Source organism: Cobetia sp. UIB-001 (assembly GCF_044789135.1).
In the GTDB taxonomy this organism is placed as follows: Bacteria; Pseudomonadota; Gammaproteobacteria; order Pseudomonadales; family Halomonadaceae; genus Cobetia; species Cobetia amphilecti.
Genome location: NZ_CP058244.1, coordinates 1297192 through 1316168, shown reverse-complemented (window position 1 = coordinate 1316168; position 18977 = coordinate 1297192). Strand labels below are relative to the sequence as shown.

20 protein-coding genes are annotated in these 18977 nt (G+C 62.5%); 8 read left to right on the top strand and 12 right to left on the bottom strand.

Annotated features, from left to right (window positions below):
- The first annotated feature begins 131 nt into the window (after nucleotides 1–131).
- On the top strand, nucleotides 132–725 hold the full coding sequence (locus HA399_RS05580) for an OmpW family outer membrane protein (RefSeq protein ID WP_348472597.1): 594 nt from the start codon (nucleotides 132–134) through the stop codon (nucleotides 723–725).
- 342 nt (nucleotides 726–1067) lie between these two features.
- Entirely contained in the window at nucleotides 1068–1808 is a 741-nt protein-coding gene (locus HA399_RS05575) for an OmpW family protein (protein WP_404326353.1), read from the top strand.
- A 131-nt stretch (nucleotides 1809–1939) separates the two neighbouring features.
- Here HA399_RS05575 and HA399_RS05570 read toward each other — a convergent pair whose 3' ends face one another.
- On the bottom strand, nucleotides 1940–2920 hold the full coding sequence (locus HA399_RS05570; RefSeq protein WP_404326351.1) for a DMT family transporter: 981 nt from the start codon (nucleotides 2918–2920) through the stop codon (nucleotides 1940–1942).
- A 156-nt stretch (nucleotides 2921–3076) separates the two neighbouring features.
- Here HA399_RS05570 and HA399_RS05565 point away from each other — a divergent pair, with 156 nt between their 5' ends.
- Nucleotides 3077–4795 (top strand): PLP-dependent aminotransferase family protein, encoded by a 1719-nt coding sequence (locus tag HA399_RS05565; protein WP_404326349.1) that lies wholly within the window; start codon nucleotides 3077–3079, stop codon nucleotides 4793–4795.
- Between the two features lie 39 nt (nucleotides 4796–4834).
- On the opposite strand, the gene HA399_RS05560 is transcribed toward HA399_RS05565, so the two are convergent.
- Nucleotides 4835–5710 carry a carboxylate/amino acid/amine transporter gene (locus HA399_RS05560; RefSeq protein WP_213113909.1) on the bottom strand — a complete coding sequence of 292 codons (876 nt, stop codon included), beginning with the start codon at nucleotides 5708–5710 and terminating at the stop codon, nucleotides 4835–4837.
- On the opposite strand from HA399_RS05560, the gene HA399_RS05555 reads away from it, so the two are divergent.
- Complete coding sequence (locus HA399_RS05555) at nucleotides 5709–6275, top strand: DUF6314 family protein (RefSeq protein ID WP_404326348.1); 567 nt, start codon at nucleotides 5709–5711, stop codon at nucleotides 6273–6275. The genes HA399_RS05560 and HA399_RS05555 overlap by 2 nt on opposite strands.
- 126 nt (nucleotides 6276–6401) lie before the next feature.
- On the opposite strand, the gene HA399_RS05550 is transcribed toward HA399_RS05555, so the two are convergent.
- From HA399_RS05550 to HA399_RS05515, 8 genes are all read right to left on the bottom strand, one after another.
- Entirely contained in the window at nucleotides 6402–7085 is a 684-nt protein-coding gene (locus HA399_RS05550) for an alpha/beta hydrolase (RefSeq protein WP_131431615.1), read from the bottom strand.
- Between the two features lie 211 nt (nucleotides 7086–7296).
- Nucleotides 7297–8058, bottom strand: coding sequence for a haloacid dehalogenase type II (locus HA399_RS05545; protein WP_404326347.1), 762 nt, complete (start codon nucleotides 8056–8058; stop codon nucleotides 7297–7299).
- A 73-nt stretch (nucleotides 8059–8131) separates the two neighbouring features.
- Entirely contained in the window at nucleotides 8132–8419 is a 288-nt protein-coding gene (locus HA399_RS05540) for a hypothetical protein (protein WP_404326346.1), read from the bottom strand.
- A 237-nt stretch (nucleotides 8420–8656) separates the two neighbouring features.
- On the bottom strand, nucleotides 8657–8923 hold the full coding sequence (locus HA399_RS05535; protein ID WP_404326345.1) for a hypothetical protein: 267 nt from the start codon (nucleotides 8921–8923) through the stop codon (nucleotides 8657–8659).
- Nucleotides 8924–9439: 516 nt separating this feature from the next.
- Nucleotides 9440–9772: a hypothetical protein gene (locus HA399_RS05530; protein ID WP_404326343.1), complete on the bottom strand. Its 333-nt coding sequence runs from the start codon at nucleotides 9770–9772 to the stop codon at nucleotides 9440–9442.
- 124 nt (nucleotides 9773–9896) lie between these two features.
- Complete coding sequence (locus tag HA399_RS05525; RefSeq protein WP_043335408.1) at nucleotides 9897–10229, bottom strand: hypothetical protein; 333 nt, start codon at nucleotides 10227–10229, stop codon at nucleotides 9897–9899.
- A gap of 96 nt (nucleotides 10230–10325) precedes the next feature.
- The gene (locus HA399_RS05520) at nucleotides 10326–10658 is read right to left on the bottom strand and encodes a hypothetical protein (RefSeq protein WP_404326341.1); all 333 of its coding nucleotides are present in this window, start codon (nucleotides 10656–10658) and stop codon (nucleotides 10326–10328) included.
- Between the two features lie 86 nt (nucleotides 10659–10744).
- Entirely contained in the window at nucleotides 10745–11086 is a 342-nt protein-coding gene (locus HA399_RS05515) for a hypothetical protein (protein ID WP_107335218.1), read from the bottom strand.
- 1240 nt (nucleotides 11087–12326) lie between these two features.
- On the opposite strand from HA399_RS05515, the gene HA399_RS05510 reads away from it, so the two are divergent.
- Nucleotides 12327–13628, top strand: coding sequence for a DUF1853 family protein (locus tag HA399_RS05510; protein WP_404326339.1), 1302 nt, complete (start codon nucleotides 12327–12329; stop codon nucleotides 13626–13628).
- 269 nt (nucleotides 13629–13897) lie between these two features.
- Nucleotides 13898–15238: a branched-chain amino acid transport system II carrier protein gene (gene brnQ, locus HA399_RS05505; RefSeq protein WP_404326338.1), complete on the top strand. Its 1341-nt coding sequence runs from the start codon at nucleotides 13898–13900 to the stop codon at nucleotides 15236–15238.
- Between the two features lie 136 nt (nucleotides 15239–15374).
- Here brnQ and HA399_RS05500 read toward each other — a convergent pair whose 3' ends face one another.
- Nucleotides 15375–15875 carry a gamma-glutamylcyclotransferase family protein gene (locus HA399_RS05500; RefSeq protein WP_404326336.1) on the bottom strand — a complete coding sequence of 167 codons (501 nt, stop codon included), beginning with the start codon at nucleotides 15873–15875 and terminating at the stop codon, nucleotides 15375–15377.
- Between the two features lie 117 nt (nucleotides 15876–15992).
- A complete protein-coding gene (locus HA399_RS05495; protein ID WP_107335221.1) occupies nucleotides 15993–16358 on the bottom strand; it encodes a YqcC family protein in 366 nt (121 codons plus the stop codon).
- A 75-nt stretch (nucleotides 16359–16433) separates the two neighbouring features.
- Between HA399_RS05495 and HA399_RS05490 the strand changes: the two genes are divergently transcribed.
- Complete coding sequence (locus HA399_RS05490) at nucleotides 16434–18422, top strand: cation:proton antiporter (RefSeq protein WP_082388800.1); 1989 nt, start codon at nucleotides 16434–16436, stop codon at nucleotides 18420–18422.
- A 199-nt stretch (nucleotides 18423–18621) separates the two neighbouring features.
- A complete protein-coding gene (locus tag HA399_RS05485) occupies nucleotides 18622–18888 on the top strand; it encodes a late competence development ComFB family protein (RefSeq protein WP_054556810.1) in 267 nt (88 codons plus the stop codon).
- Nucleotides 18889–18977 lie beyond the last annotated feature (89 nt).

Sequence of the window (18977 nt, the reverse complement as noted above, 5' to 3'; positions counted from 1 at the left end):
GAACGCTGTTTTTTATAGTTTGCAGCGTCCCCTGATCGACGCAGCCACGCAGAGCACACGGCCCAAGCCGTAGGGTAGCGAGGCACTGCTGACAGGCAGCTTACGAAGCCAAGCTTCAAGGAGAATTACACATGAAAGCTATCAAGATCCTGACCGCTACTGTTATCGCCGGCACCATGGCTATGGGCGCACAATCCGCCATGGCATATGGCAAGGGTGATACCTTCCTGCGCGGTGGCGTTGCCAAGGTCGACGGCAAGAGCAACAACGGCAACGGTCTGATCGCCAAGGACGAGTCTGGCTTCGCCGGTTCCGTGGGCTACATGTTCCACGACAACCTGGCCATCGCCCTGCAGTCCACTGAAGAATTCAGCACTGACTGGAAAAACAGCGCCGGTGGTTTCGATCAGATGCCGATCAACCTGATGCTGCAGTACTACCCGCTGGGTGGTACTGAAGCCCGCGTCCAGCCGTACGCTGGTGTCGGCCTGAACTACACCCACTTCTCCGGTGAGTCTGCCGGTGGCCAGAGCATGGACATCGATGACAGCTACGGCGCCGCTGCCGAGCTGGGTGTGGACCTCAAGATCACCGAAGCCTGGGCCGTCAACGGCTTCGCTCGTTACGCCGACGTCAAGGCCGACACCAAGATCGCCGGTCAGGACGTGAACGACACCGAGCTGGACCCGGTCACTGTCGGCGCCGGTGTCACCTACCGCTTCTAAGTCCTTGCGCGAGGCGTGAACATGCCTCCAGCGAGTACCTGGCAAGCCGTGTGATGCCGCGTCATGAAAACGTCAACGATGGAGCTCGGCAACGCCGAGCCGTCCAGGCGCAGATGGGCATCACACACAAACGCCGCAGACCTTCAGGTCTGCGGCGTTTTCGTTGTGGGCAGCCAACGAATATGAGGCCGATCTTGAGCGGCGCGGCGCAGAAATTGACCTGGATCAACCACGCCCCTGACCAAGCAAGTACGCCCGTAAACTCTTGCCCCAGATCAAATTTCTCGAAATTCAGCTACCTAGAATGAGGGCATTGTTTCCCGCCATCCTTCAGGAGCCATCATGTCCGACGTCGTCACTCGCTCAGCCTCCCTCCCCACGCACCTGACTTCGCGTAGCCCGCGCTCTGCAGCACGCCCGTGGCAGCTTCTGGCACTGGCAGGCCTCACCAGCCTCGCGACTCTCGGCGCCGCACCGGCCATGGCCGCCGACTCGCTGAATGCCAACTCTCACAGCCCTCTCACCTCGCTCAACTACGGCGCCGGGCAGTTCTGGACGCGTGCGGGTGTCGCCGAGGTCTCGCCGAAGAGTGACAACGGTCGCATCGATGCCATCGGTGCCGACGTGGATGTCGATGATGACAGCGCCTTTGCCTTCACTCTCGGCTATCGCTTCACCGACACCTTCGGTATCGAGCTGCTGGCGGCGCAGGATTTCGACCACGACATCTCGCTCAATGGCCAGAAAGCCGGTTCCGTCGATCACCTGCCGCCGACCCTGACACTGCAGTACTACCCGCTTGGCGGACGTGAATCGCGCATCCAGCCGTACATCGGCGCGGGCGTCAATTACACCCACTTCTCCGATGAAACCCTCGACGATGGCACCAAACTCGAGATGGATGACAGCTGGGGCGCGGCCGCACAGATCGGCGTCGATCTGGTGATCAATGAGCACTGGGCGGCCAACGTCGCCGCCTGGTATCTGGATATCGATTCCGATGTCACCGTGGCGGGCAGCGTCAACGACAAGGTCGAGATCGACCCCATCGTGACCATGGCCGGGATCAGCTATCGCTTCTGATCAGCCACTTCCTGGCTAGCGCTTCTGACTGGCCAGAAACGACAACGCCCCGCCAGCCCATCTCGGGCCGGCGGGGCGTTGTGCTTTGTACCTGGTGCGCTGTGCGTTGTGAGTTGTGCGCTCGGCACGCCTCAGCGCGGGGCGGCTTGCCCGCTGTTCGTTGCCGAGGCATTGGAAGTTGCTGAAGCTGTTGAGGTTGAGGGAGTTGAAGGCGAAGGCGGCGTGGCGTCCTCCGCCGGCGCCTTGCCCGGACGCGGGCGGTCCAGCACCAGCCCCAGCACCACCAGTGCCGCGCCCGCCACCATCAGCGCAGTCCACTGCTCATCGAACAGCCACCATGCCATCAGCGCGGCACACGGCGGCACCAGGAAGAAGGTGCGCGCGACCTGATGGGCCTCGCCCCGTTCCAGCATCAGCATCAGCAGCCAGATGGCACCGACCGAGATGGCGATCACCAGCCAGGCCATGGTCAGCAGCAGACGCGGCGTGGGGTCAAAGGCAAAGCTGCCGACACTGGTCGCGGCGACGACGAACACCGCGCCCGCACCGAGATACTGGAACATCAGCCCCTCGACCAGCCCCATGCGCCCGGAGACCCGCTTCTGCCACAGTGTCGAGCTGGACACGCCGATCAGCGCCACCAGGCACCAGACGAGCCCGATCAGCGGCCACTCCAGGGTGCCCGCGCCGTCCTTGGCAAGCCCTGCCCCCAGCACCAGACTGACGCCGATGGCGCCACAGCCAAGCCCCGCCCACTGCTTGGACCCCAGCCGCACGCCGAACAACGGCAGTGACAAGGCCGCCGTCACCAGTGGATGCAGGCTGACCAGCAGCGCCGTCAGGCCCGCCGGCAGCCCCGCCTTGACCGCCGCGAACACGCCGCCCAGATAGGCGCCATGCAACAGCATGCCAATGCCCATCTGCGCCAGACGGTCGTTGCGCCGACCCCACTGACGCGGCTTGCGGCGCAGCCACAGAATCAACCCCAGCACCGGCAGCACCAGCAGGCTGCGCACCAGCAGCAGGGTGAAGGGTTCAGCGTCCAGGGTACCGAAGCGCGCGGCGATGAAGCCGCTGGCGAACAGAAACACGAAGCAAAGTGGCATCCACATCACGCAGACTCCAGCGAGAGAAATGGCAAGCGGTCGGCCCATAGGCAGGTGCAGGACGTACACCGACGGGACCACGACATGAGCCTTCAGCTTGCCGCGAACCCTCAAGGGGGCACAAGATACAGATAACCACCAATTCAAGGGGTACAGACAGGCATGTCATCCGCCGAGCACGCTTCGTCCGCCAGCCGCCCTTCGCTTGCCGGCGATGCCATCAACTCAACCACCAGCTCAACCGCCAGTTCAGGCGCCAGCTCAGGTGCCACTGCCGCGACGCTGCCGCGCTATCAGCAGCTGGTCGAGCGACTCAAGGCCCAGATGGCGACGGGCAAACTGAGCGCGGGCCAGCGCCTGCCTTCGCTCAGGCGGCAGGCGGCGCAGTCGGGGCTCGGCCTCAACAGCGTGATTCGTGCCTATGGCGAGCTGGAGGCGGCGGGCCTGATCATCGCCGAACCGCGTGCCGGCTATCGGGTCGCGCCAGCGACGCAGGCTGCTCACGACGCGGATGCCCTGAATACCGACTCACAGACCAGCCCGGCTTCATCTCATCACCCCGGCGAATCGCAATACGGGCAGCGGGAGTCACATCACAAACCGCGTGCCATCACCACACTCACCATCAGCGACCCGGCCTGGCAGGCGATGGCGAATGCCAGTGACCCGCGCCTGGCGCCGTTGGGTGCCGCTCATCCGGAGCTGGACGCCCCCGCCGTGCGTCGCTTGTATCGTCTGGCGCGCACTCAGCTCGGGGCGCATGCCCAGCATCCCAGCGCCTATGCCCTGCCGCCGGGCTCGAGTGCGCTGCGCACCGCCATCGCCCAGCACCTCAGCCACCACGGCCATCCCTGTGACAGCGACGCCCTGTTGATCAGTCAGGGGGCGCAGCATGGCATGTCACTGCTGCTCGGCCAGCTGCGTGCCGCCAAGGGCCGCTGTCGGGTCGGCGTCGAAGCGCCGGGCTATTTCGGCATCGTGGCCGCCATTGAAGCCCAGGGCCATCAGGCGATCGCCATTCCTGCCCGCGCGCACCAGGGACTGGATGTCGCGGCGCTCGAGCGTCTGCTCGAACGTCATGATGACAAGACGCCCGCCCTGAGGCTGGACGCCCTGATCGTGACCGCGGATGGCCACAATCCCCTAGGCGGACAGCTGAGCACGCCAGATCGCCACCGCCTGCTGGCACTGGCGGCCCGCCACGCCATCCTGCTGGTCGAGAACACCACCTTTGCCGAGCTGAGCTTCGATACCCGCCATCCGTGGCTGGCCGACCTCGCCCACCGCCATGCCGACAGGCCGATGCCTGCGCTGATCAGTCTCGGATCATTTTCCAAGACGCTGGACCCCCGCACCCGCTGCGGCTGGCTGTGGCTGTCACGGCCCGAGCAGGGTTCACCACTGGGGCTGCAGGCGTTGATTCGGGCGCGCTGGGCCAATGGCATGGGCGACATGCCATGGATGCATGCTGCCCTGAGCGAACTGATCACCAGCGGGGATTACGGCCGCCACGTGCAGCGCATGCGACGCTGCTATGCGAGGCGCCTGGAGCGTCTGCGCGCGCACCTGAGCGCAGCGCTGGGCGACAGCGTCTGGCTGCCGCCACCGAGCGGCGGCTATCTGCAATGGTGTGGTCTGCCCAGCCTTGAGGCGCGCCAGCTTGAGCAGTTGCATCAGGAGCTGCTGAATGCAGGCATCGCCACCCTGCCCGGCAGCCTGTTCAATGCCGAACAGTCCGGCCTGCGTCTCAATGCGGCCCAGCTCGGCGAGGAAGTGACGCAGAATGCTGCACGGCCCTCTGACGAGATTCCCCGCCAGCAGGACATACTGGCGCGCCTCACCGCTCACCTGCAAAAAGCCCTCGCACAGGGCGAGGGCTGATTGAGGTGCGATGCCTGAATTCGTCCATGGCACAGCCTTTCAGGCCATGCGCAGCGCCTGCTCGCGGCGACGCGCCCACACCTGATTGATCACCAGTGCCGCCACGATGACCGCCCCACCCAGCGCCAGACGCGCCAGGTCGGCGTCGCGGTTCCAGATCAGCAGATTGACCAGCAGGCCCGCCGGCACCAGCGCATTGTTCATGATCGCCAGCGTGCCGGCATCGACCCGCGTCGCGCCCTTGTTCCACAGGAAGTAGCCCAGCCCCGAGGCCACGATGCCCAGCCAGCCCAGCACCACGAAGTGCACCGGCTGCGACGGCAGCTTGTCGGTACTGCCGAACAGCAGGAACATCACGATCACCAGCGCCAGTGCGCCGAGATAGAACCAGCCGAACACATGGCGATGGGCGACATCCGCCGGCAGCTGCGGAGCGACCTGACGATAGGCCACCTGCCCGATGGCAAAGCACAGGTTGGCGCCCTGCACGACCGCAAAGCCGAGCCAGAAGCCGTCACTGACCCCGTCGTAGCGAATGATCGCCGCCCCCAGCACCGCAATCGCGGCGGTCAGCAGGTAGAATGGCGACAGGCGCTTGTTCATCAGGTCATCGAGCAAGGTGATGTAGATAGGCGTGAAGATGGTGAACAGCAGCACTTCCGGCACGGGCAGCAGCAGGAAGGAGCGATAGAAGAAGATGTACATCAGGCCGAGCTGGATCGCGCCGATGGCCATCAACTGGAAGCGCAGACGACCGCTGATCGCCCGCGGGCGCATGAACGGCGCAAAGATCAGGCACGCCAGCACGATACGCGTCAGTACGGCCAGATAGCTATCGACCTGACCGGACAGATAGACGCCGATCAGGGAAAACGAGAAGGCCCAGAGGGCCGTGACACCAATCAGGTAGGACATGACGAGTAAACTCGGTAGCCAGAAGAAGTTGACACCAATTGTAACCCTCTATGCGCTGCTCGCGCAGATCCGCCGGCTGGATTTTTCGTCACGCTCCGGCCCGGCCTCGCGCAATGCCTGGTCTGGCCAGGGAAGCGGCGAGGTGACGGTCTCTCGAGAAGCCACTGTTCCCCCTCACGACGGGGCACGACAGGCGGCTCAGCAAGTGGCGGAGAGCGTGGTATTTCTCGAGCAGGGCCAGTTCCAGCTCGAGGGCCAGTCATCCAGCGTCAACTTCCACAACCGCTATCGCTGGCAGCTGACCGCGGATGGCGAGGCACTGTCGCTCAGTCATGAGCGTCGTGGCCGCGATGCCGCCGTCTTCCTGTTCGACCTGGTGGCCGACAGCGCTCGAGGCGAAGATCACTTCGTCAGTCGTGAAGCGCATCTGTGCATCGATGATCTCTACGCCGCCACGCTGGTCATCGTGCGCGATGAGACGGGCAATGCCCTGGGCTTTGATCTCGACTGGCGCATCACCGGCCCGCGCAAGGATGAACACCTCGCCTACCGCTATCGCTGCTGAACGCGACCAGCATCTGACATGAGGGCTGACGGCGCATGACGGGACCGCTGGCAGCACACGAAAACGCCGCTGACGAATCACTCCGTCAGCGGCGTTTTTGCTCTGGCAGTCGATACTGACAGCCGATCAGGCCAGCAGACGCGCCTTGAACCACTCACCGATCGCCTCGATTTCCTCGAGACACACGGCGTGCGCCATCGGCCAGGTCTGCCATTCCAGCGGATGACCCAGTGCACGCGCACTCTCGGCGCCCGCCTCCCCCAGTGCCAGCGGCACGATATCGTCGTGGGTACCGTGATGGACACTGATGGCCAGGCCCTGATTGGCGGCGCTCGGCGCAATGGTCGCGCTGGTCGCGAAATAGGTCGAGAGCGCCAGCAGGCCGCCCAGCGGACGCTCGCAGCTCAACGCCGCCTCATAGACCACCGCGCCGCCCTGGGAGAAGCCGGCCAGAATGATGCGCTCACTGGCGATGCCCTGGGCGATCTGCTCCTCGATCAAGGCATGCACGTAGGCCGCGGATTCACGCAGCTGCACCTCATCGACGCGCCGCCCGAGATTCATCTCGAGAATGTCGTACCAGGCCGGCATGCGCATGCCGCCATTGACGGTCACGGCCAGCTCCTGTGCATGCGGGAAGACGAAACGCACGCCGTGATTCTCGGGCAGACCCAACGCAGGCACCACGGGCACGAAATCACTGCCGTCAGCACCCAGGCCGTGCAGCCAGATCACGCAGGCATCCGCCTGGGCGCTCGGCTCGATGATCTGAGGGGCACGGTGGCCATGCTGCTGTGATGCGTCACTCATGTTCAGCTCCGGTCGGTAAGAAGGGGAATGCCGCCCAGCCTACCATTGACGCCATCATCTGCCATGCGCTGAGGCTGGCAATCTCACCATGAACAGGCAAATTGCCCTGTCACTCGACGCCCGCCAGCCTCACCAATGCCATAAACGCCATGCTGACAGGATATCTTCAGCACCCGTCGAGCAAGGATTCTGTCAATCAAGGGTTCTGGTGCTATTGCAGAATGTCGGCCAGTTCGTTCACATCCTTCACGACATGATCGGGCTTCTTTGACAACGGGAACAATGCCTTGCCCGGGCGGGCGATGAACGTGGTCTGCAAGCCCGCCTCCTTGGCACCCGCGACATCCCAGCCATGTGCCGCGACCATCATGGCTTCCTCGGGTTCGACATCAAGCTTGTCCAGCACCCATTCATAGGAACGCAGGTCCGGCTTGTAGATCTGGATATCTTCAATGCTGTAGCGCGCATCGAAATACGGCAGCAATCCCGCGTTTTCGAACTGCGCCTGGACGCACTTGTTGGACGAGTTGGTCAGGCTGACGATCTTGTAGCCTTCAGCCTTCAGCCTGGCCAGACCTTCCTTGACATCAGGGTGAGGCGGGAGTGTCAGCAACGGGGTAATGATGGCCTTCTTCGCCTGCTCATCCGTCAGTTCAACACCGTTGTTCTGCGCGACCACCCGCAACGAGGCGACACCGATCTTCCCGAAATCGTGGTAATCCCGGGTCACGGTAGACACCAGAGAATAATGCAGCATGGTCGAGAACCACAGGGGCAGCAGGTCTTCTCTTCCCCCCAGTGCCTCGCCGACGGAACTGCGCATCGAGGCAAGATCCAGCAGCGTTTCATTGACATCGAAGATCAGCACCTTGGGCTTTTCGACGACATCACCCGCCATCACACTCCCTGACATCAGACCAACACCCAACACCAATGAACCTGCCACTTTCTTGAGTTTTCCGCGCACCATCATGGGCCTCCACTTGAGTGATATCATGGCATCCTGCCTCGGGATATCCGACATGCAGGCCGGCAATCAACAACGTTTAATCACCGTGATGCATCATTACATCCACACAGTGAACTGCCGATGAATCCTTACGAATCATCTGGAAAACCCTCAGCATATTGCGGGCATCAAGCAAGGCGCCATGCACAGAGTCGACCAGCCACTTGCTGCGCCATTCTGGAATCCTGGCATAAAAAAACCCGCCATGGTGGCGGGCAATGAATGTCGGGACAGCGACACCCAGGACAGGAAAGCGTTTGAGAAAGGGTTTTGCCACCGGGTCGTTCAAGTCAGGCTGGTGGAGGGCCCCAAAGCCCTTGCTCAAGCGTTCTGCTCACTATCAAAGTGTCTCTACGTCTGGGATATTTCCTTTCGCTTTCACTGAATTTCGGTAGTCACTGGCTTGCGCATCAGTGCCTACGCTTTCGATCGTCGCTGCGCAGTGATTCAAGCAGCAATCAGTTCACAGCGCTTCAATTGTTTCGCAATGACAACTTACGGCATGAAGTCATGTGAAGCGTGTCATGTGAACCGAGTCGTGTGAACCCTCAGCATCGAAAACTCAGCGATGGTCGGCGTCGATATCGACTGCACCATGCACATCACTATCGGCAAACACATTGCCACGGCTGATGATCAGAATGTCAGGATTTGCGGCGTAGCGCTTTTCGCTCTTCTGATAATCACGCACTTCGCTGTGAATGCCGTGAGATTGAGCGCTATTGAATCGCGCGTTACTGCTGTCATCAGTGCTGATATCGGCACTGGCCAGGCCGCTGGCGGCGAGGGCAAACGCTGCCAGGCCGTGAGTCATGAATGACTTGATCATCTTTCTATCCTCCGTTCATTTTCACTATCGAGTTGCCATGAAGTGACACATCATTGATCACTTCATGTACTGCGTATATCCAGGCGGGATATCTATCAGAGTTGATAACTGACATCACCCACGTGAACAATTATCAAAGACTATCAACAAGCACTACCCACAAGGATGCGGCTTACGATGGCGCGATATTCAGGCTTGCCCATGGCGGGACCCTTCTACGTCATCGTATTAGGCACGGGGCGTCGCTGCGCGGGATGACTCCCGACAGATACCGGCCATTTCAGGAAGGGTCAGACTGTCGTTGCACTTCGCGACGAGGTATCACCTGGCGATCAGTGTCAGTGACACTGCTGTACGACTGGCTTGTTCACGCTTTTAGATCGTCAAGCTCTAGCTGCTTAAAACTCTTGCTGCTGCTCATGACGACACTTGCTGCGGGGGCACTTGAGTCAGTTGCTGCCATGCGTAGTCACGAATCAGAGCGGGGCTCAGACAACCTGAACCAGACAATCTGGCTCAGACGCTTTCGCTCAGAGCATGCTGGACGCGAGTCGCGGAAACGCTCTTGCCAGCATCGTTGACGAATTGCTGTGAGTCAGACGCCAGGGTCGCGCGCTGACCTTCGATCGCAGCATCGTTCAAGGAGCTTTCGACACGGCCCGCGGCAACGCTCATGCCGGTATCGGCAAAGGTGGCTTGCTCGGCGGCGGCGGACTGGGCCTGGCCGTGGATGCCGGATTCGCTGAGCGCAGAACGCACCTGAAGGTCAGCGACGCTGTCTGCAAAGGCAGCACCGGTGGCAGCAACGGAAAGCGCAGTGGCGGCGATGAGGGTATTGAGCATTTTCATGAAATATCTCCAGTGAAATCTTTGTTCGGGTCAACCGGGCCAACTGGGCCAACCGGGTCAAAAAGGTCAGCCAGGTCGCAAGCAGAGTCCTTGTTCGCTGCCGTCAGCGTGACGGCGCGACGCATCAGGCGTTGTCGTTCAGGGCATGCTCGACACGTGACGCGGCAACGCTCTTGCCGGAATCATTGACGAACTGCTGGGTGTCGCGAGTGACCTGCGCCTGCTGGCCCTTGATGGTCTGGCTGTTCAGCGCCTGCTCGACACGGCTGGCCGCAACGCTCTTGCCTGCATCGGTGATGGCCTGCTGCTGAGTGGCTGCCTGCTGGGCCTGACCGTGGATCACGGATTCACTGATGTTGGCGCGAACCTGCTGGTCGGCAACGCTATCGGCATTGGCGACGCCAGTGGCGGTCACGGACAGGGCAACGGCGGCGATAAGGGCATTGAGGGTTTTCATGAGATGACTCCAGAAAAAGTGAATAGCGAATAGATAAAAGTGAGATCAGTGCTGCTGTGGTCCCGGGCCTGGGGCCATGAATCAGGACCTGCAGACTCAGGCGTTGTCGTTCAGCGCATCTTCAAAGCGTGATGCCGCGACACTCTTGCCGTTGTCGTTGCTCAGGCTCTGGCCGCGGGAGACGGCGTGCGTCTGTTCACCCTTGATGGTGTCGGCGTTCAGGGACTGCTCGACACGGTTGGCAGCGGCACTCATGCCGGACTCGGCAGCATTCAGCTGCGTTGCGGCGGGCTGCGCCTGGCCGTGGATGACCTGTTCGCTCAGTGCGGCACGCACCTGGGCATCGGCAACACTTTCATCAGCGGTGGCAACGCAGGTGGCAGCAATGGAAATGGCAGCGGCGGCGATCAGGGAAGTCAGGGTTTTCATGATGATTCTCCAGAAATGGGCAAGGTCGAATGTCAGGTGAGGCGATGTTCGGGGGTCACCGAGTTGTCAGAGTGACCCACTCTGCTTCAGGCGTTGTCGCTGATGTGCTGCTGAACGCGGCTAGCGGCGACGCTCTTGCCCTGATCATTGACGGTGGCGTTTGCCTGGGACACGGCAGCGGTATCGACGCCGCGGATGTGGTCAGCATTGAGCGCCTGCTCAACGCGACCGGCAGCAACGCTCATGCCCGTTTCGGAGAAGCTCTGCTGGCTGGTGGCAGCCGGCTGAGTCTGGCCCATGATCTGCTGGCTGCTGATGGCGTTCTGGACGCGCACCGCGGCAGGGCTGTCGTCGGCGGCAAATACGGAGGTGCTGGCAGTGGCGATGGCGACGGTAGCGATCAGAGTCTTGAGGGAAATGTTTTTCATGGTGTATCTCCTGGTCCTGGTGCGGATACTTCCGCTTTGAGTCGTTGTCAGTCAGTGAAGGAGTGGTTTGCTGACCCCTGTCCGGGTCCTGGCCTTCACTGACTGTGGTGCGTGCTGCGCTTCGATGATTAACAGACTAATGGTTATGCTGCGCTCAAACTAGCCGTGCAACTGGAAGCTCACTGTTTCTATTTGAGCAACGCCACTGGAAACGAACGGCCTTCCCCAGTGCTTGACCCTCCTGCCCCTCTCATCACCCATAAAGCTATTGCAGCGGTTCTGAAAAAGACTTGTACAACATGGAGAGTGCAAGAATTCCTTGTTTGCGTGCTGACCCATCCCCTTGAGCGGCGCTTCGGCCTGGCAGATCACTATCGACTTTGGTTGAGGAAGACAGTGTCTCGCCCACCACCTTGGTCGAACATGCTGCACGCTGCAGCGTGTGTCTTGCTGTGCTGATGAGTTATACGTCGCCACAGCAGAACTGGATGCCACAAAAACAAGAAAATGCGTATTTTTCTTTTTTCTTTGGCTGAGACGCCTGAAAACAGCGTCTAGCAGCAAGAAATTGTGCACATCAATCTTTACGAATATTCATTGACCGATTGTTCAGGGTGTGGATTCTGCCCCTCACACTGTCAGTCGGTGACGTCTTGCCCACTGATGTCGAGAAGATTCATGTCGCTCGACAACCAAGAGCTCGAGGTCAATACCGCCTCATCAGCCCTGCATATTTGCTGCAACGTTGATGGAGTGCATTGTGAACCTCGCGAGCCGCGGGATATATCCCCGCACCGGAACAGGATTGATTCCCCCAGCGAATCAATTCAGCGCTCTTCCAACCCGGACTGAAGCACCCTCACCCAACCACGCGAAGTAATCTCAACGTTTTCAATCGCTTAGGCGACCCAAGCAACGATGTCAAAATGATGACAGCCCGGAGACAGCCGTCGCATTACCGGCGGCGGACAGCAGAACGTGTTGGAAGAGCGTCAAGAAAACGGCGAGCAAGTGTCGAGTGAGCAGCGCAAGGCTGGCGTAAAGGGTGCCGTAATAACTGGCGTAAAGAGTGACGAGTGAGTAAAGGAGCGAAAAGACAGAGGGAGCAGAGAGAGGGAGGAAAGGAGCACCAGCAGGACACCACGGCCAGCAAGCAGCACTCGGCTCGGTTCACACAGGGCCAGCCCCGAACAGTGCCACGCATTATCGACCGTCATCCGACGTGGGATACACTGGCGTCATGCCTATCGAGCCCGAAGCCCCGTCCCATGCATCGCCCGGTGCAGCCGAGTCATCGCCCCCTTTTGCCCAATGGGCCGACTCCCCCTGTGCGACCGGCTGCGACCTGCGCCGCGACTGCGCTCGCTACAGCCACCCGCGCGTCAGGGATATCGCCTGGCTTCTGAATGCCCCGGATCTCTTGCAGCTTGCGCGTTATCCGCGCCCGTCCCTGGCGGCACTCGGGCTAAAGGATGACCGCGTCCGCCACCGCTGGCTGATGACACTGGAGCAGGCGCCCCACGCGCTCGAGGCCGCCGTGAATGAGCGCCGCCACTATCGCCTGGGCCACTACCACGAGCTGCTCTGGCAATTCGTGCTGGCACACGCGCCCGGCAGTCGCCTGCTGGTCAACAACCTCAGGATTTCCCAGGGCAAGATCACGCTGGGCGAACTGGACATGCTCTATCTGGCGGCGCAGGACACGGCGCCCACGCACCTGGAGGTCGCGATCAAGTTCTATCTCGGCCTGCCCGAAGGCCCTGAAGCGGCCGACAGCCCCGCACGCTGGATAGGCCCCGGCGGCGCCGACAGCCTCGCCATCAAGTATCAGCGCAGCCTTGAGCATCAATTGCCCCTGGCCTATACCGAGCGCGGACAGCAGACGATCCGCCAGGCACTGGCCAGACAAGCACTGGCCAGACAGGCAGGCGCGAGCGAGACGAACTCACCGCTGGCAGAAGATCCGCCTGCCCCGCTGCTTGCAGGCCAGCAACTGGCATTGCCCGGTTGCCTGTTTCGCCCCTGGCAGCCAGATATAGCTCCCGCCGACACGCTGCCCCCGCCCCGCCATTGCCATCCCGAGAGTGCGCGCCAGGCCGGCTGGTGGATGAGGGTCAGCCAGTTTGCCGCCTTTTGTCAGCCCCTCGAGGCCTCCCCGATGCATGGCGGCCCGCTGCTGGGCTGTGTCAGGGAAAAACCTGCCTGGCTGGCCGCCCCGCCCGTGGCGTCGCTACGACCATGGCATGCACTGGACCGCTGGCTGCGCGATCACTTCGTACCACCTGGCGCCGCTGACGACCTCAGGCCGGACGAACCAGTTCATCAAGTCACGGCGGCTCAGCAAGTCACGGCGCCTCAGCAGCACAGTCGCCAGCGCACGCATCAACACCCCCGCCAGCTGTGGCTGGAGCGCAGCGTGGCGGCGCCTGACGGCGAGCCGACCACCGCCAGCTCACCCCGCCAGCAATGGCGCATCTTCGTGGTGCCGGACGACTGGCCGAGCTTCATTCCACTACCGCCCTCGGCACCTGCCGCGCAGTGAGCCTGACGCGTGGCTTGCTGGTGACTTTGTCTTGCTACGTGAAATCAACGATAATGCGCCGCGTCAGATCAGGGTGGCGACAATCCGTCAGCCTGATCTCGCCATTCGGCCCGCGCGCAACACTACCCCGCTGCTCCCGGGTCTGCTGGTGACCCACCCCTGTCGCTAGCCAACGGCTTCTCGGCACGTCTTCTTGCCTGACCGACCACCTCATCGGTCACCTGATGACGCCTGCTGCAACGCATCTGCTGAATCCGTAGGACGTCATAGTGAAAACACGACTTTCCAGCCTCGATATCGTGGCGCTGGGCTTCATGACCTTTGCCCTCTTTCTGGGTGCAGGCAATATCATCTTCCCGCCTCAGGTGGGTCAGGGCGCGGGTGCCGAATTCTGGCCTGCGGCACTGGGCTTTCTGGCCACCGGTGTCGGCATGCCGCTGGCCGGTATCGTCGCGGTGGCCGTGATCGGCGGCGGCCTCGACAAGATCACCTCGCCGTTGCCCAAGTGGGCAGCCGCGGCCTTCGGCGTCGCCGTCTACCTGTCCATCGGGCCGATGTTCGCGATTCCGCGCACCGGCACCGTGGCCTTCGAGATGGGAATGCGCCCCTTCATCGACATGTCAGCACAGAGCGGCCTGGCCCTGCATTCGGTGCTGTTCTTCGGCATCGCCACGCTGATCGCGCTGAGCCCGGGCAAGTTGATGGATGTGGTCGGCAAGTGGCTGACGCCGCTGCTGATCGCGCTGCTGGCGCTGATTGCGCTGTTCACCATCATCGACCCACAGGGGCCGCTGGGGCCGGTAAGTCCCGAGTGGGCCGAGGCGCCGTTCATGACCGGCTTCCAGCAGGGCTACCTGACCATGGATGCGCTGGCCTCGATGGTGTTCGGCATCCTGATCGTCTCGGCGATCAAGGCACGCGGCATCACCGCGACCGCTGACGTGACCCGCTACACCCTGTGGGCCGGCGCCATCGCAGCCATCTGTCTGGCCGCCGTCTACCTGCCGCTGACCTACATGGGCGCCACCAGTCATGCGCTGGTCAGCGAAGCGGCCAAGGGCGAACTGATCCCGGTCTACGTCGAGGCACTGTTCGGCGATGCCGGCAAGCTGATCCTGGCGCTGGTCATCACCCTGGCGTGTCTGACCACCGCGGTGGGCCTGTTGACCTCCTGCGGCGAGTTCTTCCATCGCCTGCTGCCGAGCGTGCCCTACCGCTTGCTGGTGATCGTGATGGCCGTGGCCTCGGCGTTGATCGCCAATCTGGGCCTCTCGACCCTGATCAGCGTCTCGATTCCGGTACTGGTGACGCTCTATCCGCTGGTGCTGGTGCTGACGCTGCTGTCCTACCTGCGTCCGCGCCTGCACGATGCGCCGCGCGTGTTCGCCTGGACCCTGGGCCTGACGCTGCTGGTCAGCCTGCTGGATGGCTTCGAAGCCAGTGGCATCGACTCGCTGATGGCCATCTCGCACCGCATCGAGCCGCTGCTGCCGCTGGCCTCGATGAATCTGGGCTGGCTGGCGCCGGCGCTGGCGGGGCTGATCATCGGCATGCTGGCCAGCCGTCGTGACCAGACGAACCTGGACCCGGCATTGGCCGCGCAGGACTGAGGCTCACGCCAATCAGTCGCGCAGCGTGACCAGAAACACGAAAGCCCGCCTCTCCAACGAGAGGCGGGCTTTTTTGTTGTCACACGACAGCTGACAGAAAACAGATGACAGGCGCCCGTCAACTATCAGGCGACCGTCAGCGCGGCGTAGTGCGCGACAGGCCCAGCTGAGCCAGGGTGGCGTCATCCAGCGCATGCACGGCCTCGACGCCGCTCAGCGCCGTGAAGTAGTTCGGCGTCAGGAAGTCACGCCCGCCAAGCAGGTGCTCCAGGTATTCGCGTGCCGGCTTGAGGCCCTCGGCGGTGCGCTCGGGCAGCGCCACATACACCCAGGCGTCGATCACGCCTTCACGGGTGACGATGGGATGAAGGAAACGCTCATATTCATGCGGGCGGCCTTCGAAGGGGTCCATCAGCGTGATCTGCTCGGCCTCGAGCAGCTCGTACAGCACGCCTTCGACGCGCTCGCCCGGCGCAGGCTGCACGTTGGCATGCGCGATACCCTCGACTCGAGAGGCCTTGTCGAAACTCAGGCGATGCTCTTGCAGCCAACCATGCACGGCCCGTCGCGTCTCGCCGATGCGTGCCACGACACGCGCCGGATTCATGTTGCTGCCGTAGGCGAAGTAATAGGCCATGCAAGCTCCTGACAGTTGTCTCGAGGCGCAATACGAGGGCATCACGCCTGCATAGGGGCAAAGTGGGAGGTGTCGGGTAGAGAAGGCTCGGTGCGAGGTGAGATGCCTGCCCGGCAATCAGTGCGTCGTGATCAGCGTGTCGATCTCACGAATCACTTCCGTCATCGCCACGCGGCGCTCGGGGCGGGCATCCTTCAACCAGGCCTCGATGGCCGGCGCCACTTCACACTTGGCGGGGAACGGCGCACGGGCATCGCACAGCGCTTCCAGACGAGCGATGAACACGAAGCGCAGCCACTGGCCCATGTCCATGCGATCGACACAGAATGGCTCCACACTCATGAAGGCCTGCGGGGATGGCGTGTCCATGCGCCACAGGTCTGCTGCCTTCATGGTCGCTTCCAGACGTGCCAGCAGCGCGCGCAGCTCGTCATAGGGATTGCCGGCGATCTCGCCGTCCTGGGGTTGTTCAGTCGGGTTCATGCGACCTCCGTCAAATCATGCATGGTTCGTTCACGCTATTATCCCGATGATGCTCACGGAAGGCCAGGAGGCCGCATGGCAGACACGCTGTTCAATGATGTGATGATACTGCTGGGAGCCTCGGTAGTGGCCGCGGCGCTGTTCCGCCGCCTGCATCTGCCGCCGGTGCTGGCCTATCTGGCGGTCGGCTTTCTGGTCGGCCCTCATCTGGCGGGCTGGATCGGTCGCCCGGAAGAACTCGCCTTCCTGTCGGAATTCGGGTTGGTATTTCTGCTCTTCTCGCTCGGCCTCGAATTCTCGGTGCCGCGCATGCGCGCTCTCAAGACCACGGTGTTCGGGCTGGGTGCCTGTCAGGTGGCGGTATGCAGCGGCCTGTTCTGGGCGCTGGGCTCGGCGCTTGGCCTGTCGCCGGCGGCGGCGCTGGTCGCGGCCGGCGCGCTGGGGCTTTCCTCCACCGCCATCGTCACGCGGGAACTGGCGCGCTGGAATGAGCTGGACAGCCCCCACGGTCACGCTGCCGTGGGCGTGCTGCTGTTCCAGGATCTCGCCGCCCTGCTGTTCCTGATCCTGATTCCGGCCATGGCCGGTGATGGCAGCCAGCTGCTCAGTGACCTGGGCCTGATGCTCATCAAGGGGCTCGGGCTGGTGGCGGTGATGCTGATGATCGGCAAGTGGGTGCTGCCGTTCGTGTTCCAGGAAATCTCGCGCGCGCGCTCGGAAGAGCTGTTCGTGCTCACCGTGCTGCTGGTGGCGCTGTTCTCCGCCTGGCTGACCCACAGCCTGCACCTGTCGATGGCGCTGGGCGCCTTCCTGGCCGGGATGATGCTCGGCGAGAGCCATTTCCGCCATCAGATCGAGGCCGACATCCGACCCTTCCGCGACATCCTGCTGGGGCTGTTCTTCGTCTCGGTGGGCATGTTGCTGGACCCGCAGGTGTTGCTGGCCCAATGGTATTGGGTCGTCATCGGCGTGGCCTGCCTGCTGGCGACCAAGGCACTGCTGATCACCGGACTGGCGCGCCTCTCCGGCCGCCCGCTGGACAGCGCGCTGCGCACTGGCCTGGTGCTGTCCCAGGGCGGTGAATTCGGCTTCGCGCTGCTGGCCCTGGCCAGTCAGCAACGCCTGATGGACAACGAGACCGTGGGCCTGGTGGTGGCGATCATCATCGGCTCGCTGGTGGTCACGCCGAGCCTGATTCGCCACAACCAGCAACTGACGCGCCGCCTGTGCCGCTCCACCACGCCCACTCAGGAGAACCCGCACACCACCGCGGAGCTGAGCGCCGCCACCGCCCCGCTCAGTGGCCATGTCATCGTGTGCGGCTTCGGGCGTGTCGGCCAGACGGTGGGGCGATTTCTCACTCAGGAGAAACTTGAGTGGATCGCCATCGATGCCGACCCCATCCGCGTCCACGAGGCCGCCAGCGCCGGCGAGCCGGTGGTGTTCGGTGATGCGCAGCGACTGGAAATCCTGCGCGCACTCGGTATCGAGCGCGCCCGTCAGGTGGTGATTACCGTCAATCAGCTCTCGCACGCGCTGGCCATTCTGCGCGCCATCCAGCCGTTGGAGCTCGAGAACCTCAAGGTGCTGGTGCGCACCCAGGATGACGCGGACCTCGAGACCTACAAGGCCGCCGGGGCCACCGAGGTGATTCCCGAGGTGCTCGAGGGCTCACTGATGCTGGTCTCGCATGTACTGGTCAATCTCGAGGTACCCTTCCGCCGCGTGGCGCGCTCGATCCAGAATGCGCGCGAGGCGCGCTACAGCATGCTGCATGGCTATTTTCATGGTCAGCAGTCCCAGCTGACCGACAAACGCGGCAACCCGCTGCTGCGGCGTCATCCGCTGACGCTGACCGCCGATGCCTGGGCCTGTGGCCGGCGACTGGACGACATCGCCCTGCCGGAAGTGTGCGGCATTCTCGTCTCACGCGTGGTGCGCGCCAGTGGCGAGAACCTGGAAGAACCCACCGGCGACCTGACGCTGGCGTGTGGCGATACACTGGTATTATCGGGACTGGCTGATCATATTGAAGAGGCGGAAACCCGCCTGCTGACCGGCTGAAAGACCTTGAGCGGCAGGCGACACCCAAGACTCCGCCGCCTGCTGTCCTGCCGCCAGCAACCGCGCTGGCGAGTGGATGGGAGAGCGTCACAGAGAGTCAGCTCGGATGAAGATACTGCTGAGCACACTGAAGGGACCGACATGTCAGGGGGCACGGCCCTGCATGGGAGATAGCACCCATCACCAGGAGGCAATACACATGGAAAGCGCAGGCGTACACAACTACATGGAGCAGCTGGTGCTCGACCAGCTGCGCTTGCATCCCGATAGCCACGCCATGGATGTCGACAGCCGCGAAGACGTGGCCTGCATCGCGCTCAATCAGCTGGCGCCCCGCTATATCCGCCACGACGTCGACATGGCGTTCTACATGGCGCCCGCCGAACAGGAGCTGCTGGAAGAGCGCGTCTCGATGGCGCTTCAGGAAGCCTTCGACAAGGTGCGTTCGATGCCCCGCCATGGCTAGCCACGCGCTGCGGCCCCATGAAGCGTCGCCCTGAACGCGCCCTGCAACACCAGAAGCGGATCAATGATCACCGCCAGAGAAACGACAAC